The following is a 15046-nucleotide window of genomic DNA, read 5'->3' on the forward strand; positions in this document are numbered from 1 at the left end:
GGGTCGGGCACTAGAGGCGGTGGATCTCAATACAATTTCACCGCCCCAATCACTGCTGATACTCCTGCCAACTTAAAAACGAAGGTGACAGGTGTGATTGCCGCTAAAAAAGGTTCTGTTGGCGGTGCATACGGTCGCATCTGGTTTGAACCAGAAGATTACCCTTTTGCCGCAAGTGGTGAATAATGACTAATTTGTCTACTCCAGCTATTTGGTATCCTGAGCAGACCGACGAAGATATCCAGGAAGAAATAGATTTGATGATGGTGCGGTCAAGGTATACAGCGGCTTTTCTCAAAGGTGAAATTCACGCTGATACTTTCCTTGACTTCCTTGATGAAGTTGGTTTTGATGTCTTTAACCTAGCCGAAAGCTGGGGACTAGGGGATGACACTACAAGTTGATCTAAAAGCTGCCGGAGCGTGGGAACTTACCTACTACCAAAAGCACACAGGCAACTTGAATAACCGCCGCATTCGAGCGCCACTCATTGAACCAATTGAATTGCCTTACCTGACGGATAAACATTTATTTTTGGTAGGTGCAACATCTAGCAAAACTAAACCCAGTTGGCTCAGAGCCGGCTATTTTTACCAACAAATTGATGGTATTCAAATCAACGACACCATCATTTTTGAGGGATTGGGGGCAGTTCCCAGCACTGAGGTAGACTACACTCGCCGGATGATTAAGCTCAATGCGATTGAGCTTGTCCAATTTCCCAAAATCTCAGACAACTTTCGCTTACGGTTTGAACCACTCCCTTGGATTGAAGAAATTACCCTTGGGATTTGGGAGTACACAGGGACAGAAACCGACTCAACAGAAGAATTAATTCAGACTGTTAGAGCCAAATTAGAAACTATTGAATTCAAGATTGATAATTTATGACGACATTGAGCTTTTCAGCTTTATCTGAAAAATTAGCCGCAGGTGCAATTGAGTTTGTTGGGAATAATCAAGTAAAACTCAACTTCAACTTAGCAACAGCCGATAATTTAACGCTTAATACTTCCTGCGTTAAAGGTATCGTCAAGCTGATGCAAGCATTATCTGCACTTACTGACCAAGTGAATGAATCAAGGATTAGTGCTAATCTTCCGCCGATTCAATTTACATCACAACAAATAACAGGTACACCAGAAGCGCCAGAATTTGAATTTACAGTACGCGTAAAGGTTGACACGGCATTGTTTGTTGACAATCTTGATGACCCCACTGATTAATTATGATTAACAATCCCTCTAACACGATTGAGGTTGCTAAATTTAGCAATTGCCTTCATGGGGACAAAGATTTGACCGCTGCTGTTGGCGATACAGTTTTAAACGCCAACAGTAACAGGCAGTACGCAGCTTTTATCAACAACTCTTCTTCTGATATCACTTTGATTTTGGGTGATAAATCTAAAGGTGCTATTGGTAGAGGAATTGTTTTGAAACCGAGAGGAAATTATGAAATCAACCAATCTAATCTTTACATTGGCAAGGTTTCAGCTATCTCTGCTAACAACTGTAAATTAATTTTCACAGAGTGTATTGAATAATGGGTTTATATAATTCGGCAGCAGTAACAGTTGTTCAACCGACTAGTGAAACCTCAACACCTACTACTGTCGCTTCTAGCACAGATAGCGACATAATATTAGCTGCCAATTCCAACCGCAAAGGTGCAACGTTTTGGAATGATAGCACCGCTAACTTATTTCTGGAATTTGGTGCAACAGCAACAACGAGCGCTTTTACTGCCAAGCTATCAGCCGGTGGATATTATGAAGTGCCATTTAATTACACTGGTGTAATTAGTGGTATCTGGTCTGCTGCTAATGGTAATGCCTTGGTTCGGGAGCTAACTTAAAATGCCTTTGTTTCCTGGTGGCTTAACCATCCCAACTAATATTCTGTCTGTAGCTGATAACGCCGATAAATTGTTGATGGTAGACAGCAATAGTGAGTTGTTTGCAATCACTAAAGAAAATTTCCTTAATGGTATTAGCACTACAAAGGAATATTTTGATAATTTAGTTTTTTTGGCTCACTTTAATGGAGATGATAACAGCACTACGATTACCGATGTCAAAGGTGCAACCATTACCCGTTATGGTGACTCTAAGATTAGTACGGCAGAATCTAAATTTGGTAACGGTAGTCTTTTGCTAGATGGTGCAGGAGATTATCTTTCATTTCCTTATTCGGATGCAATTGATATCAATAGCGATGATTTCAAAATAGAGTGTTGGTATTATCCGCTGGCTATCACAGGATTTAGAACTATCTTTGCCCAATGGCAGCAAATAACAGCCAAAGGTGGGTTTCTACTTGCTGCTAATGGAAGTTCGTTACTCTTTGATTTTGGGGCCTTTGCTGAAAATGCTGATTTACTTACAGGTGGTACATTAACCATCAACACATGGCATCACATCGCGGTTACTAGAATTGGTAGCAGATTCACACTGTGGCTCAATGGTGTAGCTGTAAAAACTGCTTTGACATCCGCGACCAAAAGCTTAACCACTGTAAATTTTAGTATTGGCAATTTTTATAACAGTAGTGGAGTTTTGGGAGCTGCGGGAGCCACGGATACATTTGCTTATATTAATGAATTGAGGATCGCAAAACCCACTCCCTTTGCTCTTACCGTTCCTGATTCCGCTTTTCTTGATAGCTAATATGAGTACAACATCCTCAACAATAGCGGTTACTACTAACTCTAGTCCCCCAGGAATAACACTAACCCTTGAGACTACAGGGATACTTTTAGGTATTCTTGTCAGCGCTTCTGTTTTAGGTGGAGTGTGCATTAAAGTTATTAGCAGTATCAATCGTATTTCTTCTTCAATTACTCAAATCGAAAAAACCCTTGAAGAACAAGCAAGGAATACTGAAAAAATTCGTGAAATTGATAGAACATTAGCCTTACATATTCAAGAGTATGTAAATCGAAAAGACGTTGTGCAGATGGTTTTGGGGCAATTAAACGAGAAGATTGACCACAAGTTTAGAAGGGTATTGTTTTACACAAGAGATATTCAGCGTTTTTTGCAACGCGATACTGATTTTAAGATTCGTGAGTATGAAGAAACGACTCAACCAGACGAATAATTTACTAGGGATTCATCATGTCCCAAATAACTTGTTTTGGGTCTTCTGCAATTGTTGAAAAGTCCATGTTTGTTTAGAGTCTTCGATCTCCTGCTAACTCCTGCACTTCTGTTGCCAACTTTGTCAAGGCTATACTTATTGCTAAAAGCTCTATTTGAGATTTTCCTTCTAGTTTCAGATCAAGTTTTAGCCTTTGATAGTTCTCAATTTGAAGTCGGAGCAGCCTCTTTATGCTGGTTTCACTCATGTGGGGATTCTAACCAGACGGCTGAGGTTGAAGAGTTTACAAATCGTGAACTTGGTAAGGTCTGCATATCACGATAAAAAATGTGAGCCGTCCCTCGATAAAAGGTGAAAAAGCTATCTTTAGCTGTCATCTTTTGCATTTTCGTTGCCAGTTCTTGAGGCAATTGAGAAGCAAAGGGATGATTATATTGGTAAATTTCATTCACCACCCAAGTTGAACGGGGAGTTGCAGCTTGAACTGGAGATGCAAATCCCAAAATTAAAATTAAGACAAATACAACGATTGCAGATATGTGTTTAGGCATAATACTTTCTTAGGCGTAAAAAACTCTTGTGTAGAGAGAATCATTCAACAACAGTTTTTTACCACCTTGAGCCATATTTAACAAAGTGATTTAAAGCACAATGCAACAACTATTCACTTTAAAGTATTGAGGGGCTTCAAAAAGGTAAAATCATAAAGAATCGTTACAACATAATCATGTCAGCTATCCAAACAACTTTGGTTCTTGCGATGACGGCCGATGGAAAAATTAGTGCCGTAGATCCGAAAGCGCCCCGTGAACCTAATGTAGTCGATTATGCACACGTGGAATATCAAGTCTCCCTTGCCGATCTAGTCCTGGTAGGAGCAGGGACAATTCGGGCTGAGGGGGGAACCTTTGCAATTCGCGATCGCGAACTGTTGGCAGCGCGTGAGGTTCGGGGTCAGTCTCCCCAACCGATTACTTGCGTTGTTTCAGGTTCCCTTAACTTATCGCCGGACTTGCCTTTTTTGAGTCAGGACATTGAGCGATGGATATTTACCACACGGACTGCTTTAGAGCGCAATTCTGATACAACAACTTTGCAAAAACTGGCTGAATTAATTGATTTGGGAGATACAGACCTGGACTGGGATCGAGCCTACACCTTGATGGCAGAGCGGGGTATTCGCAAAATCGTTGCTTTGGGAGGTGGCTCTTTAACAGCTGCTCTAGTCAAGGCAGGGCGAATTGACTATTGGTGGTTGACCATTTGGCCGATCATTTTTGGAGGAAAGCACGCCCCTAGCCCAGTGGAGGGAGAGGGTTTTCTTCCCGATGTTGCTCCTCATCTCCAACTCATAGAAACTCGTCAGGTTGGAAGTGATTTGTTTTTACATTACCGCACGGTCAAGTGAAAACGCGCTGCTAGAATTAAGCACTAAGTAAGTCAGTGCAGTAAAACCAAACTATGTAAACAAAAATAAATAAGGCTCAAACTCTTTCTCCCCCTGCCCCCTGCATTATTGCAACAATAATTATTTACGCCGACCTACTTATGAGCGTTGATATTAACAAGCAGGGGAGCAGGGGTACTTTCGCTCACAATTCCACTCAGTTTGTACCTTTTATCCTACCCCTGCTGCCTCCGATCAACCAGGGGGCCAATCCAACTGCCGCCCTCCCAAAATGTGCAAATGTAAGTGATGGACTGTTTGACCGCCGTCATCACCAGCATTGATGACAACTCGATAACCATTTTTTAGTCCAGCTTCTTCTGCAACACGTTTAGCAGTTAACAAAAGATGCCCTAACACAGCATGATCTTCAGATTCAGCGTCAGCTAGTGTCGCAATGATTTTTTTGGGAATGACGAGGATGTGAACGGGCGCTTGGGGATGGATGTCTTTGAATGCCAGGGCTAAATTATCCTCGTAAACAATATCAGCGGGAATTTCCCGACGAATGATTTTGCTGAAAATCGTTTCTGTATTTTCACTCATGCCAATTTACCTACTAATCTGCTAGAAATTTTATATTAAGTCCGCCTAATTACTTATCACTGACAAAATTTGATTGTGCGGGTAATACCATTTTGGATTTTAGACTTCGGCTTACCTCGGCTCCCTTCCCTACGGGACGCTACGCGTAGCTTGCTTCCCCGGAGGGGTACGACTGCGCTCAGGGCAGCCGCTCGGCACAAGTCGCTCAGTCGAACGATTTTAGATTTTGGATTGTGAAACATCCATTGGATAAGTGTTTCAGTTTTCCATCTGTCGCAATCATTTTTCAAATTGGTATAACATTCCTATTTACTGTTCGGTTCAGTTTTTTCAGGTAAAAGCTATGAAAAAACCTGCTAATCTTTTAAAAAGACTAGCAGGTATGGCTTATCATCAATCGGAGCGGCGGGATTCGAACCCACGACCTCCACTACCCCAAAGTGGCGCGCTACCAAGCTGCGCTACGCCCCGGTCAGAATTCCTATCATATAGTAAAACTATAGGATAATCAAGAGGCAATTTTAAAAAACCTTAAGCATCCCACTAGCTTGCAGTAAATCTGGAACAGCAGAAGCATTCCATTTACCTTCTACACATCGCCCTGTATTCAAGATGAAGCGCAGACTGTAATCATGAGGGTAGCCTTCCACTTCCATCCATAATAAATCGCTTTCGGCTTCACAAGTAATTTTTTCCTCTTCCATCAATTCAGTTGCGAGTTGCTTCATGGTGTCTGCTAGCTGTGCTAGTAGACGACAAAAATCATTTAACTCGGCTTCGGTTAACTCAATTGCCCAATCATCTGTACCAACTAAACCTTTAAACTCAGGTGTATCGGGGTTCCAGCCAATACGCCAACCCGATCCGGTTTTGACAACGCGTTCCATAGTTTAGTTTTTTAAACGCAGAGGTACGCAGAGGTGTAGCGCAGAGGGGCGCAAAGGAAAATTTATCATTTTAGTAGTTCGGCACCTCCTCGTTGCGGTGGCTGTGGGGTAGTTGATGTAGTTGGACTGGGTGCGGTGTTGGGGTTAGGGGGTACGGTGTTTTGGGAAGTAGGATTAAATATATTGACTAAGACTTGTACTAGGGCATCTCGCTGGCTGCGGGTGAGGCTCTTGATGGCTTTGCGATCGCCTTCTATCGGATTTTCTCGTAGTGCATCATTTCCTGGATAGGTAGTATCATACATAATTTCGTTCACACCCAGGTAATCAGCTAAAGTCAGCTTCCAATCTAAGCGATAAATCGGGGCCCGCCCTTTGGTATAAATGTGATATCTAATTAGGCGATTTGCTAAGGTATTGCTTTCGGCAACTTTGCCATTTTCTTTACTGATATACTTATTTTCCCGTGGAAAATCCGGCAATTGCTGATACACTAGCTGCCAAACATCGCTAGGAGTGATTCTCTGGGCAGAAGCAGGTTGGATACTAAATAAATTTCTATGTATTGATTTATCCGCCCCTGAACCCAAAACAATTACACTCACTAGTAATAAGGTAAGCAGTAGTGGTGTTAGCGGTAGCGGGGCGTTTCGCTTGTACTGAGTTGTGAGTTTTGAGAAAATTGATTTAAACAGAAATTTTTTCTTTTTCATAGAACAATATTTTGGGCGTTGCTGAGTGAAAAGATGAATTTGCCTGATTCAGAATTCAGCACTCACCACTCAGCACTCAATCTTATAGTTCGCCGATAATTTCTGGTTGAGTCAATTCATCAGACATTTCGATAATTGCCCTTAGCACTGGCTTCATCATCGCATCTTCGTTACTTTCAAAGTCTTCGTAACGCCGACGTTTAGCACGATTTGCTACCTGAACCGTAATGCGGTATCGATTTGAGGCTGCACTAATCAGCTCCTCAGCCCGGTGCATAATCTGAGATTGAGTTGTCTCGAACTTAGAACGCTTTAGCATAATCAGTGGTTCTTGGGGTCATTCTCCAGTGTAACAGCACTAAATCAGTCTACTGCTGTCTGTTTAATCGCCGGCAACCTCTCTATTGATAGAGGCTAAGATATTTTAGTCACTTTATAAGTAACTTGTAGTATTAAATAACGCACCCTCATGGCTGACCTTGTGGAAACTGCGATCGCAGCAGGTAATTTCAATACCCTAATAGAGGCTGCTAAAGCTGTAAATTTCATCGAAACTTTGAAAAGTCCTGGTTCTTTCACGCTCTTTGCACCGACTGACGAAGCTTTTGCTAATCTACCAGAGGGAACTTTAGACTCGCTACTACAAGATATCCCCAAGCTCCAGAAAATTGTGGCGTATCATATCGCTAGTGGGGATGTTAGGTCTGATGATTTGGTACAGATTAACGAGGCAGAGACGCTTGAAGGTTCAATTGTCGCCATTGAATCTGCCGACGGTAAATTTAAGGTGAATAACGCCAATGTCATCAAAACAGATATTCTGGCAGACAATGGCGTGATCCATATCATTGATGCGGTGTTGATGCCTGCAATGGTGGCGGGAAGTTAATGTATGGGGCATGGAGAAGGGGCAGGGGAGAAGGGGGAGCAGGGGAGAAGTTGCAGTAAGTCTTTCCCCTTTTTACCTTCCATTGCCTCCGCCCCTTTGCACCTTCGCCTCTCTGCCTCTTTCCCACTCCCTACTCCCTACTCTCCACTCCCAGAATGCAGCCACTGCGTGCGGGAATAGTCAATGACAGCTGCTGAGTTTCTTCTTTATCATTCCACTCAACTTCAGCAGTGCCATATAAAAGTTTGTTGGGTTGAGTATGCAAAGTGGAGACATCTGCATTCGCTGTTGCCGAACTTGTACCAGCGTTGACGACAATTATTAATTCTTCTGTCCCCAAAGTTCGCGCAAAGATATAAAGTTGCCCTTGAGCATGGAGGACTTGGTAATCACCTGTACGCAAGGCTGGATAAGTATGGCGGAGGGCAATTAACTGGTGGTGAGTATTGAAAATTTCTTGATTCCACTTAGTCTCTAAAGGAAAACCACGACGTGAGTCGGGATCTATTCCTCCAGGTAAGCCAACTTCGTCACCATAGTATATGCTGGGGGCACCGGGAAAGGTGAGTAGTAGTAGAGTTGACAATTCTATACTGGCTATATCGCCGCCTGCAATGGTCATCAATCGCGCTGTATCGTGACTTGCAAGCAAATTGAGTTGAGTCAGCTGAATTTCCCAAGGGTAAAGTTGCAGTACTTCTTGGATTTTGGTGGCGTACTCAGCAGCAAATAAGGGTGGATAAGGTTGATAGTCGCGGCCTTGGACTTGTTCTAAGACTACGCGATCGCCAGCTGCAAAGGCAATTGTTGGCCCGGCAAATAGATAATTCATCACGCCATCAAATTGCGTCCCATCCAACCACTGGCGGGAATCTCCCCACACTTCGCCCACAATGTAAGCTTCGGGATTGACTGCCTTAACGCGATCGCGAAATTCCTGCCAAAAACCAGGAGTTTTGATTTCAAATGGTACATCCAATCGCCAACCGTCGATACCGAATTTAATCCAATATTCGGCAATTTCCATAATGTATTCTCGTACTTCTGGATTATCGTGGTTAAATTCAGGCAAGGCACGATTTCCCGCCCAACCCACGTAGTTTGCAGGAAATTCGCCATCATATGCTGAAAGCGGCCAGCTTTCTATTTTGAACCAATTTACCCAAGGCGAATGGGGGCCATTTTCTAAAACGTCGTGGAAAAAGAAAAATCCCCGACTAGAATGGTTAAACACCCCATCCAGAACGACTTTGATATTTCGTTGATGGGCTGCATCGAGCAATTCCTTAAAAGCTTCGTTGCCCCCTAACATCGGGTCAACTTGATAATAATCGTGGGTATGATAGCGATGATTACTGGCGGATTGAAAAATGGGTGTGAAGTAAATCGCGTTAATCCCCAAATTCTGGATGTAGTCTAAATCCTCCATAATGCCCCATAAATCGCCACCTTTATAGCCTTGGAGTGTTGGCATAGAGTCCCAATCTTCCCAACGGGCTTCTTGCAATAACCGTTTGCGCGGCTGTTTGCTTCTGGCAAAACGATCTGGGAAAATTTGGTAGAAAACAGCGTGCTTCACCCAGTCTGGTGTTTGAATTTGCATGAATAACTTTTTGTATGTTTAGAAGCGATCGTTGCAAATATTAGCTTCTTTATGGCTCTTACTTATGATAGAGAATCTGTCATTTCTCAGTATTCATTAGTGATTTAGCCTTTTTCATGCTGTTTTATACGCAAATATTATCAGTCTTAACTACTTCGACTACAATTTATTTTAGTTTTTAACAGGTCAACTAGATAGACTCGTCACTGATTGCATTCTGACCCCTGAATTCTGAATATTAAATTTTTCTTTAAGAAATTTATTTATTACTTAATTATTCTTAATTTTATTTTCCTCACTTTGTCCGTAATTATTTCGGCAGACAATGGATTAGTTTAATAGCTTCATAAAAATTACCTGTTACCTCAGACTTTGGTAATTCTTAGATGCAACCGATTAAAGATGTCTCAGGAACCACAGAAAATCACTATGAGAGATACGCAATTCCAGAATATGAGTTATGAATTAGCAATTATTTTAGGAATAACTCTTACCTCCTAAGCTTATTTGATGTTATCTATAAAATAAATAGATAACTATAGTCGCATCAAATAATCGAAGCGAAAAAACTACATAGTCTGCGTTAATCCTAGAGCGACTTATCCTGCTAGAACCACTACTTTGTTCACGGCAACTCAATTTAATTTAAGGTAAAAATGAGACACGAAAAACTTTCTCCTGGACTACTTTTGGCATATCAAGACTATCAAAATGAAGGAGATCAAGCTTTACTTATACACAAGCGATCGCTTGGCATCATTGCCCACAAAAGCCCGGTCAAGCCCACTAAAAGCGTCGTTTTTATATACTGCGACCATGATGCAGACTTAAGTTATCTATCACAATATAATATTGAAGTCAATCAAAACTCTGGGAGTGTGCGGACAGCTTTCTTACCGATAGAGAGTTTAGATGTCTTATCTGAAGAAGATGTGATTCAGCGAATTAAGCCATCACGCAAACTTCATTTGAGGATGGATACTGCAATGGGAACAGTCAAACTACCGGAATTTAAGAATCAAACCGGACTGACTGGTAAAGGAGTAATCATCGGCATTATAGACAGTGGCATCGATCCGAAACACCCCGCCTTTGCTGGACGAATTTTACACATTTGGGATCAAACATTGCCAGGGCCAGGAGTGACGGAGGGCGGTTATGGGGCTGAATTTACGGGAGCGCAACTGACAGTTTCTCAGGATACAGGCGGTCATGGTACTCACGTCGCTGGCATTGCTGCTGGTGCTGATGCTAGTTATGGCGGTGTCGCACCAGAAGCAGAATTAGTTGTCGTCAGGTCAGATTTACAGGATGCCCACATTGCAGATGGTGTGCGTTACATTTTTCGAGTTGCCAGAGAGTTGGGACGCCCAGCAGTGGTAAATCTCAGCTTGGGTGGACACGCTGATGCTCATGATGGTAGCGACTCCTTATCAAAGGTTATTGACGCCGAAACTGGCCCTGGAAGAATTGTTTGTTGTGCTGCGGGTAACGAAGGAAACGATAACATTCATGGACAAGCGACAATACCCAGTGGACGCACTCGTGGTATGCGTTTTAATGTTCCTTTGAATCAAGTAGGCATAGTTTGGTTAAACGCTTGGTATGCCAAAGACAGCGAATTGGAAGTATCTGTGCGGAGTCCTAACGGTTTTGTCACCCCCTTCCAAAAAATAATTACTGAGGGTAATGCCGCCCAAGATTACCAGTTACCAGATGCACGAGTGCAATTAGCGACACCAGCACCAGACCAAGCCAACGGCGACCATAATTTCTTTGTGCAAATCCGGGGTATTGGCCCCTCGCAAGTAATGGGAGGTGTTTGGCAGCTGCGAGTCCGCAACACTTCTTCAACTGACACACGTTTAGATGTGTGGACACTAGATGACACTTCATCGGTGTTTTTCACAGGTAAAAGTGTGAAGGATGCATTAAAAATTGGTTCGCCAGGAACCGCCAGTAGTGCAATTACAGTTGCCGCCTATACGACTAAAACCAAATATACAGATATTGATAACCAAGTGCGAGAAATGGGCTTAGAACTGAATACTATTTCGGAATTCAGCAGTGAAGGCCCACTACGCAATGATGGACAGAAGCCGGATGTAGCAGCACCAGGAGCAATGATTGTTTCGACGCTTTCCGCCGATGCAAATTTTGACCGTTCATCGATGATTAATTCCAAGTTTGTGGTGCAGGCTGGTACGAGTATGGCGACACCGTTTGTTAGTGGCTTAGTGGCACTGCTGTTGCAACGAGATCCTAAACTCGAACCGGCTGCTGTAAAAGACTTGCTACGTAAAAATAGTGCAATTCCCGGAAAACCCGCAGGCACATTTGATGATAAATGGGGTTATGGAGTGATTAATGCCTTAAATCTGTAATTAGACTGAGAAAGGTAGATATTATTTCTGTACAAAGATAGGCGATAAAAACCTATAACTTTGATAAGTTAGGGTAGGCAATTATTGCCTACCCTAACTTATCGAGGAATTGCTGATGAATTATCAGAAAGTAGATGCCGCCCTTGCTACAGCGCTGAATGATGTTCAAAATTCAGAAGAACCGAGTTTGGCGGTTTTCATCCATACTGAACCAATTTTAAACTCGGCTGCAACTGCTGTTTTAGAAAGTTTAGGTGTCAGTGGTGTTAGCAGTGGCAAAGATATTTTCACGGCAACACTGTCACCAAATGCCATTTCCCAGTTATCAGAGCAATCTTGGGTGAAGTATTTGAAGCGATCGCAGCAATTACGTTTGGTTAATAGGAGAATCAATATAGGCAAGTTGGGCATTTAATGGGCATTGCCTAACCTTAAAATGTGCGGATAATTTTTTGCTGTTACTGTGAATCAGGTTTTTGTTTTTCTGGAAACTTACACTTCACTTGAATTTCCAGATTACTTTCAGCAGAGCCTTCGGTAATGTAAGGAATGCCGGCCTTCCCACCCAGCTTAATGCCAAATTTAAGACTTACCTCCTCAATATCCGCAGTATTGAAGTCTTTAAAAGCACTCAGAGCATAGATAGTATAAGAGCGAATCATTTGCCGAGCTTGTTGCATCCGAGCGATCGCATCTGTTCGTACATCCTTGTATTCTATGCCATCGTCGTCCTCCTCAATTTCCTGAGTTATTTCGGTGGCTGTGACGTTAATCTCAATCTGCTCAATCTCTCCATCTGCTTGGAAAAATAATTGCTGTACTTCTGACATAGACTACCTCGATTAAGTTTTGTAACGTATCTGAATAAATTTCAGCTTGCTTGCAGAAAACTAACAGATGGTGTTGTTTCTAGTAACACAGCCATTGATTGTGTCTGTCAAGATTATCCCGCATTTACCAACCCAAGGTATGTTAAATGGCACGATATGCGCTTGTTATTGGCATCGCCGAGTATGTCAGCCCATCATTATCGCGTTTGTCAAAAACTACAAATGATGCTGAGGCCATAGCACAACTCTTAGAGCAATATGGTGATTTCCAGTCTGTGCAAAGACTACCGCAGCGCTGGAATAAAGATAAAAACGGCTATGAAATGGCAGCGCAAAAAGTTACTGGCGCTCAACTCGGCCAAGATTTGAGAACATTTTTACTAGAGCAAGCTATTAATAATGAAGCGCTGATTTATTTTAGCGGACACGGTTTTACCATTTCCGACAATTTAGGGCAAGAAAAGGGATATTTAGCAAGTTCCGATTGTCAGATTGAATTTAAAGAAAACGAAAATGTTGAGCAAAAATATGGTATTCCTCTGGATAGCCTCAACGATTTAATTCAAGAGTCGCAATTGAGTAGTTTGGTAATGCTACTCGATTGCTGTCATAGCGGCTATTTCTTAGAAAGACAATTAATAGAAAGAACTCTTAACGCTTTCAGTTCGCAAAAAGATTATTACTTAATTACAGCTTGTCGTGGCTTTGAACGCGCCGGAGTAATTAAGAGTGAAGAATATAGTATTTTCACAAGCGCAGTTGTTAAGGGATTGGCGGCTGAAAATGTAGGTAGTAGTAGGCGAATTAGTGGCGATCGCTTGTTTGATTTTGTCAGCAATGAATTGAAAGGTTCTGTACAGGAGCCGATTCGCATGGGTTGGGGACGTTCAATTACTTTAGTGACTTATCCCCAATTAGATATTCCTACAGGCGAAAAAATTGCTTTAAATCAGGAAAATCCTTATCGGGGACTTTATGCTTTTGAATCAGAGCAAGCGCAATATTTTTGTGGACGAGATGAAGCAGTTCGTACCCTAATTTCGCGTCTAGCAGAGAGTCGATTTTTGGCTGTAATTGGCTATTCAGGTAGTGGTAAATCTTCCTTAGTAAAAGCGGGTTTGTTACCGCAACTGAAAGGCGATCGCCTCCCTGGAAGCAGTGAATGGGCGATCGCATCTTTTACACCAGGAGAACATCCTTTAGGTAAATTGGTTGATATTTTGACTCGACAACAGCAGCAAAATCAGCCGCATCTATTATTTATCGATCAGTTTGAAGAAATATTTACCCTTTGTCAAGACGATGAGGAACGCAAAACTTTTATCCGCTTAATAGCACAGGAAGTAAAAAAGGCTGAGGTAGAAACGCGGATAATTTTGACAATTCGCGGTGATTTCTTAAATCGTTGTGCTGACTATCGAGAAATTATTACTCTTATTAATAATATTCCTCCCACATCATTCATCATCACACCGATGTCTTTTACTGAGTTAGAAGAAGCAATTGAAAAACCAGCAAAATTACATGGGGTAACGTTTGAGCGTGGTTTAGTTTCACAAATTTCCGCCGATGTAGTCAACCGTCCTGGTGTATTACCTATATTACAATATGCGCTTAAAGAGTTGTGGCGAATTTGCATTGAAGAACCGGAATCGCCAGAACCGCTTTTAACTCGTAAAGGTTATGAGGAAATTGGTGGGGTTAAAGGAGCTTTAGACAAACGAGCGACAATTTTGTATGAAAGTTTAACAACTGTAGATCAAGCCTTTGCGCGTTGCTTGTTTATGGAATTGGTGCAGTTAGGTGAAGCTGGAGAAGTGACGCGGCGGCGTGCTAGCTGGGAGAGATTAGAAGTAGTTGCAGATTCTCCACAACAATTGCAAAGGGTTGTAGGATTGCTAGCGGGTTCTCAACAACGTTTAATTATCACCGATAAAAATACTGTAGAAGTTGCTCATGAAGCACTTTTATCTGAGTGGAAATTATTAAATACTTGGATTGCTGAAAATCTGGAGAATATTCGTCTGAGTCGTTCTTTAGAGGAAGATTGCCAGGAATGGCTACAAAGATTTAATAAATTAGAAGAAGCACTATTGACGGGTGCAAAGTTGGCTGTATTTTCTGAGTGGGTGAATGAGACTCAGCCAAGACTTACGCCATTGGAATCAGAATTTTTACATAAAAGTTTGGAGAGACGCGATAGAGAAATTCAAGCTCAACTAGAGCAGGAACGTCAACTTAGAGAACTAGCAGAGTCTCGACAAAAAGAAGCAGAAGCTAGAGCCATAGCCGAAATTGAAAAAGCTATAGCAGCAGAAGATAAAGCTAAAGCCGAAGCTGCAAGAGCAAAAGAGGTAGAGGCAAGTGCTAAATATCAAAAACAACGAACTAGGCTGGCGATCGCAGTAGGAGCCCTTGCTGTTTTTAGTTCGATGTTAGTGCAACGATGGCAACTAGAAGTTAAACAACGTGAACAAGGTGAAACGATTACTTCTAAAGTAGTAATAAGAACGTCAAAATATCTAGCTGCTCAAAATAATCAGCTACAGACATTACAGCATTTACGGCTCTTATGAGGTACAGTAGCAGCAACTAGCAAACCAGTTTCTTAAATGTTGAGGATTTATTAAATTGAGTGCAACTGAG

Annotated in this window: 20 protein-coding genes and 1 tRNA gene; 13 read left to right on the forward strand and 8 right to left on the reverse strand. The window is 42.1% G+C overall.

What is annotated here, in order from left to right; genetic code table 11:
* The 8 genes from V7K44_RS32240 to V7K44_RS32275 all read left to right on the forward strand — a co-directional run.
* On the forward strand, window positions 1-186 hold a 186-nt coding region (locus V7K44_RS32240; RefSeq protein ID WP_334938024.1), incomplete at its 5' end, for a hypothetical protein.
* Entirely contained in the window at window positions 186-404 is a 219-nt protein-coding gene (locus tag V7K44_RS32245) for a hypothetical protein (protein WP_334938026.1), read from the forward strand. The genes V7K44_RS32240 and V7K44_RS32245, both read left to right, overlap by 1 nt.
* Entirely contained in the window at window positions 388-891 is a 504-nt protein-coding gene (locus V7K44_RS32250; protein WP_334938028.1) for a hypothetical protein, read from the forward strand. The genes V7K44_RS32245 and V7K44_RS32250 overlap by 17 nt, the downstream gene beginning before the upstream one ends.
* A complete protein-coding gene (locus V7K44_RS32255; protein ID WP_334938030.1) occupies window positions 888-1226 on the forward strand; it encodes a hypothetical protein in 339 nt (112 codons plus the stop codon). Before V7K44_RS32250 ends, V7K44_RS32255 begins: the two co-directional genes overlap by 4 nt.
* Window positions 1227-1228: 2 nt before the next feature.
* A complete protein-coding gene (locus tag V7K44_RS32260; protein WP_334938032.1) occupies window positions 1229-1546 on the forward strand; it encodes a hypothetical protein in 318 nt (105 codons plus the stop codon).
* Entirely contained in the window at window positions 1546-1857 is a 312-nt protein-coding gene (locus tag V7K44_RS32265; RefSeq protein ID WP_334938034.1) for a hypothetical protein, read from the forward strand. Before V7K44_RS32260 ends, V7K44_RS32265 begins: the two co-directional genes overlap by 1 nt.
* Before the next feature lies 1 nt (window position 1858).
* On the forward strand, window positions 1859-2668 hold the full coding sequence (locus tag V7K44_RS32270; protein ID WP_334938036.1) for a LamG domain-containing protein: 810 nt from the start codon (window positions 1859-1861) through the stop codon (window positions 2666-2668).
* 1 nt (window position 2669) lies between these two features.
* On the forward strand, window positions 2670-3101 hold the full coding sequence (locus V7K44_RS32275; RefSeq protein ID WP_334938038.1) for a hypothetical protein: 432 nt from the start codon (window positions 2670-2672) through the stop codon (window positions 3099-3101).
* A 239-nt stretch (window positions 3102-3340) separates the two neighbouring features.
* Here the strand turns inward: V7K44_RS32275 and V7K44_RS32280 are convergent, their stop codons facing one another.
* Window positions 3341-3652 carry a DUF2252 family protein gene (locus V7K44_RS32280; protein WP_334938040.1) on the reverse strand — a complete coding sequence of 104 codons (312 nt, stop codon included), beginning with the start codon at window positions 3650-3652 and terminating at the stop codon, window positions 3341-3343.
* A 176-nt stretch (window positions 3653-3828) separates the two neighbouring features.
* On the opposite strand from V7K44_RS32280, the gene V7K44_RS32285 reads away from it, so the two are divergent.
* Window positions 3829-4509: a RibD family protein gene (locus V7K44_RS32285; protein WP_334938042.1), complete on the forward strand. Its 681-nt coding sequence runs from the start codon at window positions 3829-3831 to the stop codon at window positions 4507-4509.
* 234 nt (window positions 4510-4743) lie between these two features.
* On the opposite strand, the gene V7K44_RS32290 is transcribed toward V7K44_RS32285, so the two are convergent.
* From V7K44_RS32290 to V7K44_RS32310, 5 genes are all read right to left on the reverse strand, one after another.
* Entirely contained in the window at window positions 4744-5094 is a 351-nt protein-coding gene (locus V7K44_RS32290) for a histidine triad nucleotide-binding protein (protein WP_334938044.1), read from the reverse strand.
* A 397-nt stretch (window positions 5095-5491) separates the two neighbouring features.
* A tRNA-Pro gene (locus tag V7K44_RS32295) sits at window positions 5492-5565 on the reverse strand.
* 50 nt (window positions 5566-5615) lie between these two features.
* Window positions 5616-5981: a DUF1818 family protein gene (locus V7K44_RS32300; RefSeq protein WP_289796143.1), complete on the reverse strand. Its 366-nt coding sequence runs from the start codon at window positions 5979-5981 to the stop codon at window positions 5616-5618.
* Window positions 5982-6046: 65 nt separating this feature from the next.
* Window positions 6047-6694 (reverse strand): hypothetical protein, encoded by a 648-nt coding sequence (locus V7K44_RS32305; protein ID WP_334938046.1) that lies wholly within the window; start codon window positions 6692-6694, stop codon window positions 6047-6049.
* Between the two features lie 82 nt (window positions 6695-6776).
* Window positions 6777-7013: a DNA-directed RNA polymerase subunit omega gene (locus V7K44_RS32310; RefSeq protein WP_104905084.1), complete on the reverse strand. Its 237-nt coding sequence runs from the start codon at window positions 7011-7013 to the stop codon at window positions 6777-6779.
* A 150-nt stretch (window positions 7014-7163) separates the two neighbouring features.
* Between V7K44_RS32310 and V7K44_RS32315 the strand changes: the two genes are divergently transcribed.
* The gene (locus V7K44_RS32315) at window positions 7164-7583 is read left to right on the forward strand and encodes a fasciclin domain-containing protein (protein WP_334938051.1); all 420 of its coding nucleotides are present in this window, start codon (window positions 7164-7166) and stop codon (window positions 7581-7583) included.
* 130 nt (window positions 7584-7713) lie between these two features.
* On the opposite strand, the gene V7K44_RS32320 is transcribed toward V7K44_RS32315, so the two are convergent.
* On the reverse strand, window positions 7714-9186 hold the full coding sequence (locus V7K44_RS32320; protein WP_334938055.1) for a glycoside hydrolase family 13 protein: 1473 nt from the start codon (window positions 9184-9186) through the stop codon (window positions 7714-7716).
* A 656-nt stretch (window positions 9187-9842) separates the two neighbouring features.
* On the opposite strand from V7K44_RS32320, the gene V7K44_RS32325 reads away from it, so the two are divergent.
* Together V7K44_RS32325 and V7K44_RS32330 are read left to right on the forward strand one after the other, a co-directional pair.
* Window positions 9843-11570 carry a S8 family peptidase gene (locus V7K44_RS32325; protein ID WP_334938057.1) on the forward strand — a complete coding sequence of 576 codons (1728 nt, stop codon included), beginning with the start codon at window positions 9843-9845 and terminating at the stop codon, window positions 11568-11570.
* A gap of 115 nt (window positions 11571-11685) precedes the next feature.
* Window positions 11686-11985, forward strand: a complete 300-nt coding sequence (locus V7K44_RS32330; protein WP_334938059.1) for a hypothetical protein — start codon at window positions 11686-11688, stop codon at window positions 11983-11985.
* Between the two features lie 43 nt (window positions 11986-12028).
* On the opposite strand, the gene V7K44_RS32335 is transcribed toward V7K44_RS32330, so the two are convergent.
* On the reverse strand, window positions 12029-12400 hold the full coding sequence (locus tag V7K44_RS32335) for a CU044_2847 family protein (RefSeq protein WP_334938061.1): 372 nt from the start codon (window positions 12398-12400) through the stop codon (window positions 12029-12031).
* Between the two features lie 146 nt (window positions 12401-12546).
* On the opposite strand from V7K44_RS32335, the gene V7K44_RS32340 reads away from it, so the two are divergent.
* The gene (locus V7K44_RS32340; RefSeq protein ID WP_334938062.1) at window positions 12547-14976 is read left to right on the forward strand and encodes an nSTAND1 domain-containing NTPase; all 2430 of its coding nucleotides are present in this window, start codon (window positions 12547-12549) and stop codon (window positions 14974-14976) included.
* Window positions 14977-15046 lie beyond the last annotated feature (70 nt).

The sequence above is a fragment of the Nostoc sp. genome (genome assembly GCF_036917235.1).
Classification (GTDB): Bacteria; Cyanobacteriota; Cyanobacteriia; order Cyanobacteriales; family Nostocaceae; genus Nostoc.